The 15,876-nt window shown below is 59.1% G+C and carries 12 protein-coding genes; 6 read left to right on the top strand and 6 right to left on the bottom strand.

Features of this window, described 5'->3' with window-relative positions:
- Positions 1-62 precede the first annotated feature (62 nt).
- From GOV79_RS00120 to GOV79_RS00105, 4 genes are all read left to right on the top strand, one after another.
- Positions 63-1,145, top strand: coding sequence for an ABC transporter permease (locus tag GOV79_RS00120; RefSeq protein ID WP_170788142.1), 1,083 nt, complete (start codon positions 63-65; stop codon positions 1,143-1,145).
- Between the two features lies 1 nt (position 1,146).
- Positions 1,147-2,067 carry an ABC transporter permease gene (locus GOV79_RS00115; RefSeq protein ID WP_170788141.1) on the top strand — a complete coding sequence of 307 codons (921 nt, stop codon included), beginning with the start codon at positions 1,147-1,149 and terminating at the stop codon, positions 2,065-2,067.
- Between the two features lie 32 nt (positions 2,068-2,099).
- On the top strand, positions 2,100-3,173 hold the full coding sequence (locus tag GOV79_RS00110) for a BMP family ABC transporter substrate-binding protein (RefSeq protein WP_170768968.1): 1,074 nt from the start codon (positions 2,100-2,102) through the stop codon (positions 3,171-3,173).
- Between the two features lie 117 nt (positions 3,174-3,290).
- Entirely contained in the window at positions 3,291-5,045 is a 1,755-nt protein-coding gene (locus tag GOV79_RS00105; protein ID WP_170788140.1) for an adenylate/guanylate cyclase domain-containing protein, read from the top strand.
- Positions 5,046-5,072: 27 nt separating this feature from the next.
- Here GOV79_RS00105 and GOV79_RS00100 read toward each other — a convergent pair whose 3' ends face one another.
- Both GOV79_RS00100 and GOV79_RS00095 read right to left on the bottom strand, forming a co-directional pair.
- Positions 5,073-6,305 (bottom strand): HlyD family secretion protein, encoded by a 1,233-nt coding sequence (locus GOV79_RS00100; protein WP_170788139.1) that lies wholly within the window; start codon positions 6,303-6,305, stop codon positions 5,073-5,075.
- A gap of 3 nt (positions 6,306-6,308) precedes the next feature.
- Complete coding sequence (locus tag GOV79_RS00095; protein WP_170769817.1) at positions 6,309-6,677, bottom strand: hypothetical protein; 369 nt, start codon at positions 6,675-6,677, stop codon at positions 6,309-6,311.
- Positions 6,678-6,819: 142 nt separating this feature from the next.
- Between GOV79_RS00095 and GOV79_RS00090 the strand changes: the two genes are divergently transcribed.
- On the top strand, positions 6,820-7,893 hold the full coding sequence (locus tag GOV79_RS00090) for an NAD(P)/FAD-dependent oxidoreductase (RefSeq protein WP_170788138.1): 1,074 nt from the start codon (positions 6,820-6,822) through the stop codon (positions 7,891-7,893).
- The gene (locus tag GOV79_RS00085; RefSeq protein ID WP_170788137.1) at positions 7,890-8,543 is read left to right on the top strand and encodes a DUF938 domain-containing protein; all 654 of its coding nucleotides are present in this window, start codon (positions 7,890-7,892) and stop codon (positions 8,541-8,543) included. The genes GOV79_RS00090 and GOV79_RS00085 overlap by 4 nt, the downstream gene beginning before the upstream one ends.
- 350 nt (positions 8,544-8,893) lie before the next feature.
- Here GOV79_RS00085 and GOV79_RS00080 read toward each other — a convergent pair whose 3' ends face one another.
- From GOV79_RS00080 to GOV79_RS00065, 4 genes are all read right to left on the bottom strand, one after another.
- Complete coding sequence (locus GOV79_RS00080; protein ID WP_170788136.1) at positions 8,894-11,401, bottom strand: GcvT family protein; 2,508 nt, start codon at positions 11,399-11,401, stop codon at positions 8,894-8,896.
- Positions 11,402-11,538: 137 nt separating this feature from the next.
- Positions 11,539-12,936: an FAD-binding oxidoreductase gene (locus tag GOV79_RS00075; RefSeq protein WP_170788135.1), complete on the bottom strand. Its 1,398-nt coding sequence runs from the start codon at positions 12,934-12,936 to the stop codon at positions 11,539-11,541.
- Positions 12,937-12,962: 26 nt separating this feature from the next.
- Positions 12,963-14,756, bottom strand: a complete 1,794-nt coding sequence (gene ggt / locus GOV79_RS00070; protein ID WP_170788134.1) for a gamma-glutamyltransferase — start codon at positions 14,754-14,756, stop codon at positions 12,963-12,965.
- A gap of 45 nt (positions 14,757-14,801) precedes the next feature.
- Positions 14,802-15,788 carry a 2-hydroxyacid dehydrogenase gene (locus GOV79_RS00065; protein WP_170787414.1) on the bottom strand — a complete coding sequence of 329 codons (987 nt, stop codon included), beginning with the start codon at positions 15,786-15,788 and terminating at the stop codon, positions 14,802-14,804.
- Positions 15,789-15,876 lie beyond the last annotated feature (88 nt).

Here is a 15,876-nt window from a genome sequence, read left to right as displayed (position 1 = left end):
GCCGTGGAACCGTCTCCGGCGGCCGTATTTGGAACGAGAAGAAGACCTGGGGGTTTGAGCAGATGATTGTGTTGGAGAAACGGCCTCAGCCGTCGAAAGCGTGGTCATATGCGACCCCTCTGGTCGCGGTGGTGGCAACGATGGTGTTTGGCGGTTTGCTGTTCGCCCTGCTGGGCAAGAACCCGGTCGAAGCCATCGGCACCATATTCTGGGAGCCTCTGTTCGGAGAGTTCGCATTCTACTACCGCCCGCAATTGCTGGTGAAGGGCGCGCCTTTGGTGTTGATCGCCATCGGTTTGTCGCTGGGGTTTCGGGCAGGGATCTGGAACATTGGGGCCGAGGGTCAGTACATCATGGGCGCCATCTTTGGCGCCGGTGCGGGTTTGGCCTTTTACCCGCTGGAGGCGATCTACATCTTTCCTATCATGGTGATTGCGGGCGCGTTCGGGGGCTGGCTGTGGGCGATGATCCCGGCCTTTCTGAAGGTACGTTTTGGCACCAATGAAATCCTCGTGTCGCTGATGCTGGTCTATGTGGCCGAACAGATGCTGGCCTCGGTCTCGCTTGGATTGCTGAAGAACCCCGAAGGATTCGGCTTTCCCGGCTCGCGCAACCTGCAGTCCTATGACAGCGCCCATAATGCCGAGCTGATTGCCGGATCGGGGATGCATTGGGGCGTGGTGACGGCGCTGATTGCAGTGATCTTTGCCTATGTTCTGTTGAACCGACACATGCTGGGCTTTCATATCCGCCTGACGGGCGAGGCCCCGCGTGCAGCTAAATTCGCAGGCGTCAATCCGGCACGGCTGATCCTGTTCTGCCTGGGTCTGTCGGGCATGTTGGCCGGGTTGGCGGGTATGTTCGAGGTGTCCGGCCCTGCCGGTCAGGTCAGCATCGACTTTAACGTGGGCTATGGCTTTACCGCCATCATCGTGGCCTTCCTTGGCCGCCTGCATCCGGTGGGCATTCTGCTGGCCGGCTTCCTGATGGCGCTGACCTATATCGGTGGTGAAATCGCGCAATCCCAACTGGGCTTGCCTGCCGCTGCCATCCAGGTGTTTCAGGGGATGCTTTTGTTCTTCCTGCTGGCCTTTGATCTTCTAACAAACTTCCGCATCCGTGCGGCCCGTAGCGAGGTAGCGTGATATGGACCTTGGTGAAATCAATCCCGTCCTTCTGGTCGCCTCGCTAATGGTGGCCGCAACCCCCCTGCTGCTGGCCGCGATCGGAGAACTGGTCGTTGAAAAAGCAGGAGTTCTGAACCTTGGCGTCGAGGGCATGATGATCGTCGGCGCGATCAGCGGCTTTGCGATTTCGGTCGAGACCGGCTCACCTTGGCTGGGGTTCATCGCATCCGCTATCGGCGGCGCGGTGCTGTCGCTGCTATTCGTTCTGCTGACGCAGGTAGCACTGGCCAATCAGGTGGCCAGCGGCTTGGCTCTGACGCTGTTTGGTCTGGGCTTCAGCGCCCTGTTGGGACAAAGCTATGTGGGGATCAAGCCCCCCAGCATGGGCGACATTCATATCCCGGTGATCAGCGATATTCCGGTGATCGGCCCGATCCTGTTCCAGCATGACCCGATCCTTTATGTAGGCATCGCACTCACGGCCGCCGTCTGGGCCACGCTGAAATACACGCGCGTCGGCCTAATTCTGCGCGCCGTGGGCGAGAACCACGATGCGGCGCATGCGCTTGGCTACAAAGTCATCAAGATCCGCATTATGGCGATCCTGTTCGGCGGGGCCTGTGCCGGGCTGGGCGGAGCCTACATCAGCCTGATCCGCGTGCCGCAATGGACCGAGGGCATGACTGCCGGTGTCGGCTGGATTGCGCTTGCGCTGGTGGTCTTCGCCAGTTGGAAGCCATGGCGCGCCTTGATGGGCGCCTATTTGTTTGGCGGTATCACCGTGTTGCAGCTGAATTTGCAGGCAGCGGGCGTTGCCATTCCGGTCGAGTATCTGGCAATGTCGCCCTACATCATCACGATCCTTGTGCTTGTGATCCTTTCGGCCGACAAGAGCAGCGCACCTGCCGCATTGGGCCGAACCTTCCATGCCTCGCACTAGGGGCCAACTAAAACCAACTTGGAGAGTAACACATGAAATTCACCACTCTACTGACAAGCGCCGCCGTGGCGCTGGGTCTGGCCACGGGGGCCATGGCCGAAGACAAGACCAAGGTCGGCTTTGTCTATGTCGGCCCCGTCGGCGATGGCGGCTGGACATATGAGCATGACAAAGGCCGTCAGGCGGTCGAAAAGCACTTTGGCGACAAGGTCGAGACCGTGTTCGTTGAATCCGTCCCCGAAGGCCCGGATGCTGAACGTGTGATGACCCAGATGGCGCTGGAAGGCGCAGATCTGATCTTTACCACCTCGTTCGGCTACATGGACCCCACCATCAACGTGGCCAAGAAATTCCCGAACGTGAAGTTCGAACACGCGACCGGATATAAGACCGCTCCTAACGTCTCGGCATATTCGGCACGTTTCTATGAGGGCCGCGCGGTGCAGGGTCACATCGCGGGCAAAATGACCAAGTCGAACATCATCGGCTATATCGGGTCCTACCCAATCCCCGAAGTGATCCGTGGCATCAACTCGGCCTATATCCACGCCAAGAAGGTGAACCCGGATGTCGAATTCAAGATCGTCTGGGCCTACACTTGGTTCGACCCGGCGAAAGAGGCTGACGCCGCCACCGTTCTGATCGAACAGGGCGCCGACGTGATTCTGCAGCACACCGACTCGACCGCCCCGCAAGCGGCCGCGCAAGAGGCAGGTAATGTTGTCACCTTTGGCCAAGCCTCGGACATGAGCGAATACGCACCCTTCCCGCGTGTTTCGTCGATCATCGACAACTGGGCACCTTACTATATCGCCCGCACGCAGGCCGTCATGGATGGCTCGTGGGAGACCGTAAGCACTTGGGACGGCATCAAAGAAGGCATGGTTGAGATCGGTGAGATTTCCGACGCCGTACCTGCCGACGTCAAGGAAGAGGCGCTGGCCTTGAAAGCCGCGATGGCCGCAGGCGAATACCACCCCTTCACCGGCCCGCTGAAGAAGCAGGACGGCAGCGACTGGCTGGCGGATGGCGAAACCGCTGATGACGGTACGCTGGCAGGCATGAACTTCTACGTCGAAGGGCTGGACGGCGAGATCCCGCAGTAAGCCACGCGTAAATAGCATTAGACAAAGCCCGCCTCGTTTGGCGGGCTTTTTTCTTGTCATGCATTCATGGCGCAAACCGCGTAAGATTGCCCAAGGCACGGCTTGCGAGGGACCGCGATGGAGGATTTTCTGGACGGCAAACGACGTGCCGCCATTCTGGCCATGGATGTGCTGGGCTACGCCCATCTGACCGAAACCGATGAGGTCGGAACCCTGCGCGCTTTACGCCATCTGCGGAACATGATCATCTCGCCCGCGCTGGAACAAAATCAGGGACGATTGGTCAAAACGATGGGCGACGGATTTCTGGCCGAATTCCCGGAGCCTGACACCGCGCTGACCGCTGCGATGCGGATTCAGACCGAGGCCGCAGCGCAAGCTCGGCAGCAGCCGCCAGACGCGCGCATCCTGCTGCGCATTGGGGCGCATCTTGGGGATGTGTTCGTTGACGATCAGGACATTCTGGGCGACGGCGTCAATATTGCCGCCCGATTGGAAGGCCTTTGCCACGCCGGGGGGCTGGCCGCCTCGCAGGCATTTGTCGATGCGCTGCCGCAGGGCAAAACAAAAGACCTGACACATGATGGCCAACATCAGCTCAAGAACATTTCGCGCCCTCTGACCGTGTTTCGCTGGCAGGCCGAGGGGACGTCGCCCGCGCTGTCCCAACCCGTAATCCAAACAGGTCCACCGACCCTTGCGGTCTTGCCTTTCCAGAACCACTCCCCCGATCCTGAACATGCCTTTTTCGCCGAAGGGCTGGCCGAAGACATCATCTCAGGCCTGCAACAGATGGGCCGGGTGCCGGTTGTCTCGGGCGCGTCCAGCCTGTCCCTGAACCCAGAACTGAGCGTCGAAGACGCCGCACGGGTTTTGGGGGCGCAGTATCTTGTGACTGGAACATTGCGCCGGTCGGGCCCTCGGGTGCGGGTGACGGTGGAATATATCGAGGGAACAACCGGACTTGCCCTCTGGTCCGAGAAATACGACCGGCCGTTCGAAGATGTGTTCGAGATTCAGGACGACATCACCTTGCGTGTCGTCACCGCATTGGACACCGAGCTGGTCGAGGGAGAGATCGACCGCATTCGCCGTAAACGCCCCGACCATCTGGGGGCGTGGGAAAGGTACCTGCGGGGGATGTCGGGACTTAGAAAGCCTGGGCTGGAAGATTTGCAAGCGGCACAGGTTGAGTTTCAGGCCGCCGTGGCACTGGATGAAGACTATGGTGATGCCTGGGCGGGTATGGGATGGGCCTATCTAAAGGAATATGGGTTTGGAGCGTCCGAGCGTTCAAAGGACGTGTTGGCCAAGGGTGTGGCCGCTGCGCAAAAGGGGTTGGAGCTAGCCAATAAATCTCCATTTGCGCACTATGTGATGTCGACAGCCTATGTCTGGCAGGGAGAGAAGGCGTTAAGCCTGAAGGAATTGGAATACGCGATCCGCCTGAACCCCTTTTTTACACGCGCTAAACTGGCCTATTTCAACCGGTCCGAACTAGCCGATCCCAGTATCGGCCCCCAGGCAGCCGAGGAAATCCGCAAGGCTTTGGCCTTGTCTCCGCGGGAACCGGACCGGGGGTTCTATTTCTGGGCAATTGCCCGGATGTATTTGGTTGCGGGTGAAAATATCGAAGCGTTGGACTGGGCAGATCGCGCCGTCAATGTGCGCCCCAACGATCCCAACATGCTGTATCGCCGCGCCATCTGCCTTGCCGCCTTGGACCGCGTGGATGAAGCACAGGAGGCTCTGGCCGCTTGCGAAGGCCTGTCCGAGGGCTATGTCGACCGGATGCGGGACTGGCGGCCCTACGACGACGCCCGTAACGACAAGGTTTTTGCGGGGCTGCACCGCAACGGTCTGGCCGGATAACGTGCACCCGGCCAGACCAAGTTGAAATCAGTGCCCGCTCAGCACCAACGTATTCACCGGCATCAGGATCAACCGCAGGCGCAAGCCCGCCGCATGAACCACCCCAATTGTATCAACCACGTGCAAAAACGCGGCGTGCCAGAAGCCGAGGTCCTCATGTTCCAGCCGTTCATGATTGCTGGTATAGACATTCGCCAAACAGTTGCTGCCCGGAGGAATGTCGTCAGCCATCCCTTTATACAACGGCTCCATATAGACCAGAATGGACCCCGGATTTGTATTGGTCTGCACATCGCGCAGTTCATCCGAAGGGCGGAGTTGCCCTGATGGGATCACGTCCTGCACATCGACCACAACCATAGGAATGACCGTAAAAGGCTTGGTCATGCAGCCCAGTTCGCCCACCATGCCCGGCTTGATTACCTGGGCCGCCATCTGGTTGAACGCCGCCTGAAACCGGTCATGACCCGAATGCGACGGCACCAGAATTCCCGCAGGCCGCAGCAAAGGGCTGACAAAATCGCCAACTTGCAGGCCGAATTGTTCGATCCGGCCCGTCACGCCCGCGGCAACCACTGTCTTGTCCAGCTCGGTCAGGGCGGCGTCCAGTTGCGCATTTGCACTGGCCAGCTGCGCCGGGATCAGCTCTTCGATCTGTTGCACAACCGCAGCCCGTTGCGCCTCGGCCGCCACCAGATTGGCTTCGCGTTCGGCGACGATGTTTTCCAGCCGGTCGATCTCGGCCAGACGCACAGCGCTGGATCCCTCGTCGCGCAGCGTGGTGTTGCGCTCAAGGTCTTCAATCGCCTGATCCAATGAGGCTTTGGCACCCGCAATCCCGGCGGTTGCTTCGGCCAGGTCTGTCTCGGCCACTTTCAACGAGGCCTGAACCTGCGCGATCTGCGCATGAGCAGCCTCGACCATCGCCGTTTGGGTAAAATCCTCCATTCGGAAGATCGGCTGACCTGCGACCACCTGCTGGTTGTTGGACACATAGACCTCGGACACGCGCCCTCCCAGTTGCGGCAGGATCGTCACGGTGCGGAAATAGGACGCTGCCGTCCGGCTGGCCGGGTGAAAGTAAAACAGCGTCGTGATCACCGTCAGTGCCAGAATGGCACAGGTCGTCAGCCCCCAGCGCAGCTCGTACCACATGGTGAACAGCGTAATTTCATGGCCTATCCGTTTGCCCTGCACGTAACGACGGAACAGAAAATCAGGCAGCACCGTGATCAGTGCACACATCAGTGTTTCAAGCATGCCTTATTGCTCCTGATGTTCCGCCCGAGGAGGCGTGGCTGGGTCTTGCGCTTGCGGACCCAACGATCGGATCGCATCTGCGATGGCCCGCAAAGGGGCACCAATGTCAGGGAACTGGAATCCGGCAACCAGAATGGCAGCAATCCAAAACAGACCATTATGAGTAAACAGCGCAAGAAGCGCTAGAATACCAACCAGTTGGAACTGGGGGTGGTTGGATTCATGTGCGATTTTTTCTGGGATCGAATGCAGGGTGAAATATCCCACCCCAATCAAAATGATCACTCCAACCGTGAAAATGAACATAAACGTTAAAAGAAAGTCGCTGCCATCGGCCTGGGTCACGTAGGACGGTATATGTCCCGTGGCCATCGGGTGTAAGTTATCGCCAGTCACCCTATCCTCCTATATCAATGGGGCATTCTTTGTATGGGTTGAGGTGCAATTTCAACCCTGCTTGTAGATCGACAGCAAACCTTGTGTACTTCGCCCCGCACTCTGCGAAGAGAGGGATATGATAGATTTCCTGGTCATCGGTGGCGGTATCGCCGGGCTCAGCGCTGGCGCGCGCCTGTCAGCCCATGGACGGGTTGTGGTTTTGGAGGCCGAAGACGCCCTGGGCTATCACGCGTCGGGGCGTTCAGCTGCACTATTTGAAGAAAATTACGGCCCAGAGACTGTCGTTGCCTTGAACCGGGCCAGCGCCAACTTTCTGAAGACCGACAAGGGTGGTTATCTGACACCGCGTGGCCTAATGCTGGTCGGTCGAGCAGATCAAGCCCTGCAAATGTCCAATGATACTGCATCCTTGAACATGCATCCCATATCAATTGCCGAAGCTGTGAATCGAATCCCAATCCTCAACGCTGACGCCGTTCGCTTTGCAGCGATCAGCGACGCCGCGTTCGACATCGATACCGACCGTCTTATGCAGAGCTTTGCACAAGCGATCCGACGCAATGGCGGAGACATTCTGACGAAATCCCGCGTAACCGCGCTGCGCCGGGATCGAAACTGGATTGTCGAGGCCAACGGCAGCTTTGAAGCTCGCGTAATTGTCAACGCAGCCGGGCCGTGGGTGGACCAGGTCGCGGCATTGGCAGGGATCGAACCGATCGGGATATCTCCACTACGTCGATCGATGGCGCGTCTTCCCGCGCCGGGCGGTCATGATTTGCGAGATTGGCCAATGCTGCTGGGTGCTGGGGAAAGCTGGTACGCAAAGCCCGATGCTGGGAAATTGATCGTCTCGCCATCCGAGGCTGACCCGGTACCACCGCAAGACGCTTATGCCGACGACTTGGTCTTGGCGGAAGGGCTTGCGCGCTATGAAGAAATGGTGACCGAAGCCGTCACGCGGGTCGAGACAAACTGGGCGGGGCTACGCAGTTTTGCGCCTGATGGGACGCTGGTTCTGGGACCGGACCCGATCGAACCCAATTTTATCTGGTCGGCTGGCCAGGGTGGCTACGGGTTTCAAACGGCGGCGGCCGCGTCTAAATTAGTTGCCGACTTGGCAATCGGCGCACCGCCGGAACTGGACGCGGAAATTGTGAACGCCCTTAAACCCGACAGGCTGCGACAATGAGCAAACGAACCCTTCCTCCTAACGCCAGCGTTGCAACTCAGGTCGAGGGCGCCCGAATGGTCGCGCCTGCTGCGACCCGCAATGCAGATGTGCTCTGCGATCTGCTGGCGCAATGGGCCCCTGACAGCGGGAACGCATTGGAAATTGCCAGCGGGACAGGCCAGCATGTGAGCGCCTTTGCCCAGCGCCTGCCCGGCCTGACCTGGCACCCGACTGAGATCGACCCCGACCGCCGCGCCAGCATCAATACATACACGGTCGAGCAAGTGAACATCAAAGTCGCCGCCACTCTGGACGCCACGGCGGAGGGATGGCATCGAGAATTTGGCGGCAAGGATCTTATCGTCCTGATCAATCTGACCCATCTTATCAGCTGGGTTGAAACCTGCACGATTCTAACTGAGGTTTCAAAGGCGCTGGAGCCTAAAGGGCGATTTATCCTATACGGTCCTTTCATGCGCGCGGGCAAATTGACCAGCGATGGTGATCAACGGTTTCACCAGGCCCTGGTCCAACAAGACCCCGAGATCGGCTATAAGAATGACTCCGAAATTGCCGCGTATATGCAGGCCAGAGGTCTAACGATTCTCAAAATATCAGAGATGCCCGCAAACAATATCGCTTTCATTGCGGAAAACTCGGGCACTTGATGAGAATAAGTTCTCTGCCAAGGATGGGCCCTATCCAATCCATCTTCGGAAACCACGTAATATTTCTCCCCAGAGATGCGCCACGAAAACCTGCTTAAGCAGGTTTGCCTCCGGCGGAGGTATTTTTGAACAGAAGAAGTAACGGGTCGTTAACTCTGATGAGCAATAGTGATTTTGCGGTACAGGCGGAGGCGCCGTTGGCCGTAACAGGAGAAGGCCCCCCTAGCCAAAAGCAGGGGGCTGGATCATGTCACCAGCCCCCGCTTCTTCTGTTTGAAAATACCTCCGCCGGAGGCATGGGCCGCCTTAGGCGGCCCATTTTGGAGCCCCGCCTAAAGCTAAGCTCAGAATCAACCGTCTTTACGGATCGTTTCGTTCTTAGGATCATAGGGGCTGTCACAAGTCACAACCGCATCCCACAGCTTGTCCTGAATTTTGACTTGTAGCTTGGTGCCTTCAACTGCCAGCTCGGGGGGCACATAGCCCATGCCGATCGATTTCTCGAAGGCCACCGAATACCCGCCCGAGGTCAAACGACCCACGCGCGCGCCCTCCGGCGTATAGAGCGCTTCGCGACCCCACGGGTCAGCATCGTCTGGTCCGTCGATCAGCAGTGTGCAACACTTTACGCGCACACCGGTCTCTTCCAGCTTGGTTTTGCCGTAGAAGTCTTTCGACAGGTCGACAAAGCGCGGCAGATCGGCCTCGAGGGGGGTCGCGTCGCGGCCCAGTTCGGTGCCGAAGGCGCGATAGGATTTCTCCTGACGCAGCCAGTTCTGCGCGCGGGCACCAACCAGCTTCATACCGTGTTTCTCACCAGCCTTTTCCAACAGATCGAACAAATAGTTCTGCATTTCGATCGGGTGGTGCAGTTCCCAACCCAGCTCACCGGTATAGGCCACACGGATGGCGTTCACGGGGCACATGCCCAGTTCGATCTGACGGGCCGACAGCCATGGGAAGCGCTTGTTGGACAGTGCGGTTTCCGGATCGGCGTCTTTGATGACCGCTTTCAGGACATCACGCGACTTGGGTCCGGCGATGGCGAAGACACCCCACTGAGTGGTCACATCCTGTATCTCGATATACCCAAACTCCTCCATCTTGTCCTCGGCCGCTTTTCGCAGATAGTCCGCGTCATACTCGGTCCAGGCACCTGCGGAGACGATGTAGTAGTGATTCTCGCCATTGCGGACGATGGTGTATTCAGTGCGGGTGGTCCCATGCGAGGTCAGCGCGTAGGTCAGGTTGATGCGACCGACCTTGGGCAGCTTGTTACAGGTGAACCAATCCAGAAACTGGGTCGCGCCGGGGCCTTTGACGACATGCTTGGTGAAGGCCGACGCGTCGATCAGGCCAACGCCTTCGCGGATCGCTTTGGCCTCTTCCACAGCGTGTTTCCACCAACCACCGCGACGGAAGCTGCGGCTTTCCTTGTCGAAATTATCCGGCGCATCGACGGGCCCAAAATAGTTCGGACGTTCCCAGCCGTTCACCCAGCCGAATTGTGCGCCACGCGCTTTCTGGCGGTCATAGGCCGGAACAGTACGCAGCGGACGGCAGGCTTCGCGCTCTTCGTCGGGGTGGTGCAGGATGTAGACGTGCTCGTAGCATTCTTCGTTCTTGCGCGCCGCGAATTCGGTGGTCATCCAGTTCGACGAATACCGTTTGGGGTCCAGCGAGGCCATGTCGATCTCGGCTTCGCCGTCAACCATCATCTGCGCCAGATAATAGCCGGTGCCGCCTGCGGCAGTGATCCCGAACGAGAAGCCCTCGGCCAGCCACATGTTGCGCAGGCCCGGAGCGGGGCCAACCAGCGGGTTGCCATCAGGCGTATAGCAGATCGGGCCGTTGAAATCGTCTTTCAGGCCGGATTCGGCGCAAGAGGGTACACGCTCGGCCATCGCCATGTACTGGTCGGCAATCCGGTCGATATCCAGCGGGAACAGGTCCGCGCGGAAGCTGTCCGGCACACCATATTCGAACTGTGCGGGCGCGCCGTGTTCGTAGATGCCCAGAATCCAGCCGCCACGTTCCTCGCGCGCATAAGACTCGTTGTCGGCGTCACGGACGACGGGATGCTCGGGGTTGCCTGCTTCGCGCCATTTGACCAGTTCGGGATCTTTGTCCATGACGATGAAGGTGTGCTCGACCGGGATGGCGGGCATCTTGATACCCAGCATTTTGGCGGTGCGCTGTGCGTGGTTGCCCGAGGCGGTCACGACATGCTCGGCTGTGATGACAACCTGCTCGTCCGACGGCACCAGGTTGCCGCCCTTTTCGACCATCCTGGTGCAGGTGACTTCCCAATGAGTGCCGTTCCAGTGGAACGCGTCAGCCTGCATCTTGCGCACAATATCAACACCGCGCTGACGGGCACCTTTGGCCATCGCTTGTGTCACGTCGGCCGGGTTAATGTAGCCATCTTCGGTGTGATAAATCGCACCTTTCAGATCGCCGGTTTCGATCAGCGGCCAGCGTTCCTTGATCTGCTCGGGTGTGAGCCACTCATAGGCCACATCGCAGGTCTCGGCGGTCGAGGCATAAAGCATGTATTCGTCCATACGCTCTTGCGTCTGCGCCATGCGCAGGTTGCCAACCACGGCAAAGCCAGCATTCAAGCCAGTCTCTTCCTCAAGTGTCTTGTAGAAATCGACCGAGTATTTGTGGATGTGGGTTGTCGCGTAGGACATGTTGAACAGTGGCAGCAGGCCAGCCGCGTGCCAAGTGGAGCCCGAGGTCAGCTCGTCACGTTCGATCAGCATCACATCGTCCCAGCCTGCCTTGGCAAGGTGGTATGCAATCGAGGTCCCGACGGCACCACCGCCAACGACCAGTGCTTTGACTTGGGTTTTCATTCGCCCGTTCTCCGGATTGAGTCTAATTTGCAAGGTTTATGCCCAAGCCCGAGGCCTAAGCGCCAAGTCCAGCCGACGCAAAAAAGTGCAAAACCGACTTTTGGCGTCAGCAATCGCTCAAATGACAGTGAAAGCCGCTACAGGATCTTGCCGGGGTTCATGATATTGTCCGGGTCGAGCGCCACCTTGATCGCCGCCATATAGCGGGTTGCGTCCCCCAGCTCCTTGATCAGATAGGGGCGTTTGCCCTGCCCTATTCCATGCTCGCCGGTGCAGGTGCCGTCCATCGAAATGGCCAATTCATTCAACCAGCCGACAAACTGATCGGCATTGGCCACCTCGTCGGCGTTTTCCATATCGATCAGCAACAAGGTATGGAAATTCCCGTCCCCGACATGGCCGACCATAGGCGCGATCAACCCAAGTTCCTCTGCCTTGTTTTGTGTGGCGGTGACACATTCGGCCAAACGCGAAATGGGCACGCAAACATCGGTTGAAATTCCGCGTGCACCCGGACGCAGCTGCAGACAAGCCCAATAGATGTCGTGCCGCGCCTGCCACAGCTTACTGCGTTCCTCAGTGGTCGAGGTTGCCGCAAAATCGGTACCGCCGAATTCTTCGGCAATCTGACCGAAGGTTTCTGCCTGCTCGATCGCGCCGTTTTCCGAGCCATGGAATTCGAGCAAAAGCAGTGGCGTTTCGGGCAATGTCAGATTGGAATAGGCATTGGCCGCCTTTACCGACATTTCGTCCAGCAACTCGATCCGGGCCACGGGAACGCCGTATTGGATGGTCATCATCACCGCCTGGCAAGCCGCATCCACGGTTGGAAAGGAACAGCGCGCCGAAGAAATCGCCTCGGGGATGCCTTGCAGCCGCAAAGTGATTTCCGTGATGACCCCTAGCGTCCCCTCGGCCCCTATCAACAACCGCGTTAGGTCGTACCCGGCCGAGGATTTCTTGGCCCGTTGCCCGGTGCGAATGATCCGCCCGTCCGGCATCACCGCCTCGAGGCTGAGGACATTGTCCTTCATCGTGCCATAGCGCACTGCATTCGTCCCTGAAGCCCGCGTTGACGCCATCCCCCCCAATGAGGCATTGGCGCCGGGGTCGATGGGGAAGAACAACCCCTGATCGCGAAGATGCGTGTTCAGATCCTCACGCGTGACGCCGGGCTGCACGACACAGTCCAGATCACTGGCATTCACGGTCAGAACCTTGTTCATCTGGGTCAGGTCGACCGAGATACCTCCGGCTGGCGCATTGACATGCCCCTCGAGCGAGGTGCCGGTGCCAAAAGCGATCACCGGCACTTTATGCGTGGCGCAGGTTTTGACAATCTCGGACACTTCTGCAGTGGTCTGAGGAAACACCACAGCATCCGGGGACTGGTTTTCAATCCAGGTCGTCGTGTGCCCATGCTGTTCCCGAATGGCCTGACCGGTTTGCAGGCGGTCGCCGAATTTCTGCTTTAGAACGCCTATGACCGTTTCGATCCCAGCCTCGTTCCGAGGCAAAGCGACTGCCTGCACCATACTGTTCCTCCCCCCTGATCGCCGGGCTATTCGCCCAGCGCAATTCCTTCGCGACGTGGATCTGCGCCGCCGATCAGGACATCCCCGATCTCAATCGCGTGCAGGCCCGAGGTCAGATCCCGTGGATTGACCTCATACCCAAGCGCAGTCAACTGATCTGCATACCCTTCGGCCGCTGTTCCCAGCTCAACATCATAAGTCCCGAACCGGTTGACCAGATGAGGCAGGGACAGGGCCTGCTGCACGTCCATATCCCAATCCGCCCACGCGATGATCGACTTGGCCACATAGCCAATGATCCGGCTGCCGCCCGGAGAGCCAATAGCCAGAACAGGCGCGCCGTCCTGCATCACGATTGTCGGGCTCATCGACGAACGCGGGCGCTTGCCGGGTTCCAACCGGTTGGCAATTGGCACGCCATCGCGATGCGTCTTGAACGAGAAATCGGTCAATTCGTTGTTCAGCAGAAACCCGTTGGTCATCAATCGAGAGCCAAAGCCGTTCTCGATCGTGGTCGTCATGGAAAGGACGTTGCCAAATTGATCGACAATCGAGATATGCGAGGTCGACGGCAATTCCAGAGATTCATCATCCGCCCAGTTTGATGCATGATCGAAGGCCGGGTTGCCCGGCGCCACGTCGATCAAGGCTTCGCTCTCATTCAACAGACCGCCACGCTCGGACAGATAAGACGGGTCAACAAGCCCGTTGGTCGGCATCGGGACAAAGTCGTGATCAGCCATGTACCGCCCCCGGTCGGCAAAAGCCAAGCGCGAGGCATCGCCGATCAGCCGCCAGCTTTGAACATCTTCCGGTCCCATGGCCGCCAGATCATAACCATCCAGCATGCCCAAAATCTGCCCAACTGTCAGCGCGCCCGAAGAGGGCGGCCCCATGCCGCAGATCTCGTAGGCACGATAGGCGGCACAGACCGGCTCGCGCTCGATCACCTGATACAGGGCCAGGTCAATGCCCGATAGCACACCGGGGTTTCCTTCCGCCCCACGCACCGTGCTGACGATCCCCGCTGCGATCTCGCCACCGTAGAACCCTGCCGCGCCTTCGCTGGCCAAAGTGCGCAGTGTTTCCGCATAGTCGGGGTTCATCAGGCGCTGACCCTGCTCTAACGGCTTGCCATCCGGCAGGAAATATTCCGCCGTCACAGGGAAGCGTGACAACCGTTCGGCGTCCTTTTCGACCAGCCCCGCCAGTCGTGGAGAAACCAGAAATCCGTCCTCGGCCAGCGCAATCCCATCCGCAAACAGGCTGGGCCACGGGCTTCGACCCCAGCGGCGATGCGCCTCTTCTAACAGGGCTGGCGTTCCCGGTGTTCCAACGGACAGTCCCCCGACTACAGCATCGAAGAATTTCAGGGGTTCGCCATTTTCGTCGTGGAACAGCCGGTGAGTGGCCTCAAGCGGGGCTGTCTCGCGCCCGTCCAGCGTGGTCATCTTGCCAGTCGCGGCATCATACCAGACCAGAAACGCGCCACCGCCCAGACCAGAGGATTGCGGCTCGACCAGGCCTAGCACCACCTGAACCGCGACCATCGCATCCGCAGCCGACCCCCCTGCCCGCAGCACCTTGGCCCCGGCCTCAACCGCCAACGGGTTGGCCGCTGCAACCATCCAGTTCTGCGCAGTGACCGGCTTGCCCACCATCTTCGCCTCAAGCGCGGCAATGACCTCGGCGGTCAGGCCTTGAACCTGGCCTACGGACCCGCCTTCGGGCGAAACCGCGTCGGCAGCCTCCTGCGCGAAAACCGGTGACGCAAAGGCCAAAGCCGACAGGAACAAGCCGGAAATCAGACGTCGTTTCATAGTATCCTCCTGAAAAATTGATACCCGGCCAGTCGGCCGTGCCGATTAAAGCATTGCAGGAACCACCTGATCCGGTGGGCGGTGCCCATCTTCGAATGTCTTGATATTAATGATAACTTTTTCGCCCATCTCGATCCGACCCTCCAGCGTGGCGGACCCCATATGGGGCAACAGAACCACGTTGGGCAACTGTCGCAATCGCGGGTTCACGTCGGTGCCGTGTTCGTAGACGTCCAGACCTGCCCCTGCGATCTCACCAGCGCGGATCTGCCGGGTCAGCGCGTTTTCGTCTATCACCTCGCCCCGCGAGGTATTCACGATCACGGCCGAGGGTTTCATCAACTTCAGCCGCCGCGCGTTCATCAGGTGAAAAGTCGAGGGCGTGGACGGACAGTTGATCGAAATCACGTCCATACGCGCAACCATCTGGTCCAGGCTTTCCCAATAGGTCGCCTCAAGCGCCTGTTCCGTCTCAGCGCGCAGCCTGCGGCGATTGTGATAATGCACCTGCATTCCAAAAGCGCTGGCGCGACGCGCCACGGCCTGACCGATCCGGCCCATGCCAAGAATACCCAGCCGACGTCCGCCGATCCGGCCACCCAGTAAGGCGGTCGGAGCCCAGCCTTCCCACTCGCCCTTTTGCATAGTTGTCAGGCCTTCGGGGATACGACGGGTCACGGCGAGGATCAGCGCCATCGTCATATCCGCCGTGTCATCGGTCAGCACACCGGGCGTGTTGGAGACAAGGATGCCCCGCTGACGCGCGGTGGCCACATCAATATTATCGACGCCAGCGCCATAGTTCGCGATCAGCCGCAGGTTTTCACCCGCCTGCCCCAGCACCCCGCCATCAATCGTATCGGTAACGGTGGGAACCAGCACATCCGCCGTTTTGACCGCTGCGACCAGCTCATCCCGCGTCATTGGGGCGTCGTCGTCGCGCAGCTTTACATCGAACAATTCGCTCAACCGCGTTTCCACCGCCTCGGGCAACCGTCGCGTTACGACAACACTCAGACGTTCTCTTGGCACCTGTGCACTCCCACTGCTTTGCAAACCTGCGCGCGCCATGTCATCGTGGCGCAGGAAAAGGCGGGGCACAAGAACCCCATGGCATTGA

Origin of the sequence: Ruegeria lacuscaerulensis, from assembly GCF_013034745.1 — a bacterium.
GTDB lineage: Bacteria > Pseudomonadota > Alphaproteobacteria > Rhodobacterales > Rhodobacteraceae > Ruegeria > Ruegeria lacuscaerulensis_B.
Note: the sequence above shows the minus strand (reverse complement) of the source record. Positions and strands in the feature narration are given on the sequence as shown.

Bases quoted from the DNA above. Each gene is read 5' to 3' on its own strand.
- GOV79_RS00080 (WP_170788136.1), bottom strand. From the start codon at position 11,401: ATGAAAACCCAAGTCAAAGCACTGGTCGTTGGCGGTGGTGCCGTCGGG.
- GOV79_RS00110 (WP_170768968.1), top strand. From the start codon at position 2,100: ATGAAATTCACCACTCTACTGACAAGCGCCGCCGTGGCGCTGGGTCTG.
- GOV79_RS00105 (WP_170788140.1), top strand. From the start codon at position 3,291: ATGGAGGATTTTCTGGACGGCAAACGACGTGCCGCCATTCTGGCCATG.
- GOV79_RS00095 (WP_170769817.1), bottom strand. From the start codon at position 6,677: ATGGCCACGGGACATATACCGTCCTACGTGACCCAGGCCGATGGCAGC.
- GOV79_RS00090 (WP_170788138.1), top strand. From the start codon at position 6,820: ATGATAGATTTCCTGGTCATCGGTGGCGGTATCGCCGGGCTCAGCGCT.
- GOV79_RS00115 (WP_170788141.1), top strand. From the start codon at position 1,147: ATGGACCTTGGTGAAATCAATCCCGTCCTTCTGGTCGCCTCGCTAATG.
- GOV79_RS00085 (WP_170788137.1), top strand. From the start codon at position 7,890: ATGAGCAAACGAACCCTTCCTCCTAACGCCAGCGTTGCAACTCAGGTC.
- GOV79_RS00100 (WP_170788139.1), bottom strand. From the start codon at position 6,305: ATGCTTGAAACACTGATGTGTGCACTGATCACGGTGCTGCCTGATTTT.
- GOV79_RS00075 (WP_170788135.1), bottom strand. From the start codon at position 12,936: ATGGTGCAGGCAGTCGCTTTGCCTCGGAACGAGGCTGGGATCGAAACG.
- ggt (WP_170788134.1), bottom strand. From the start codon at position 14,756: ATGAAACGACGTCTGATTTCCGGCTTGTTCCTGTCGGCTTTGGCCTTT.
- GOV79_RS00120 (WP_170788142.1), top strand. From the start codon at position 63: ATGATTGTGTTGGAGAAACGGCCTCAGCCGTCGAAAGCGTGGTCATAT.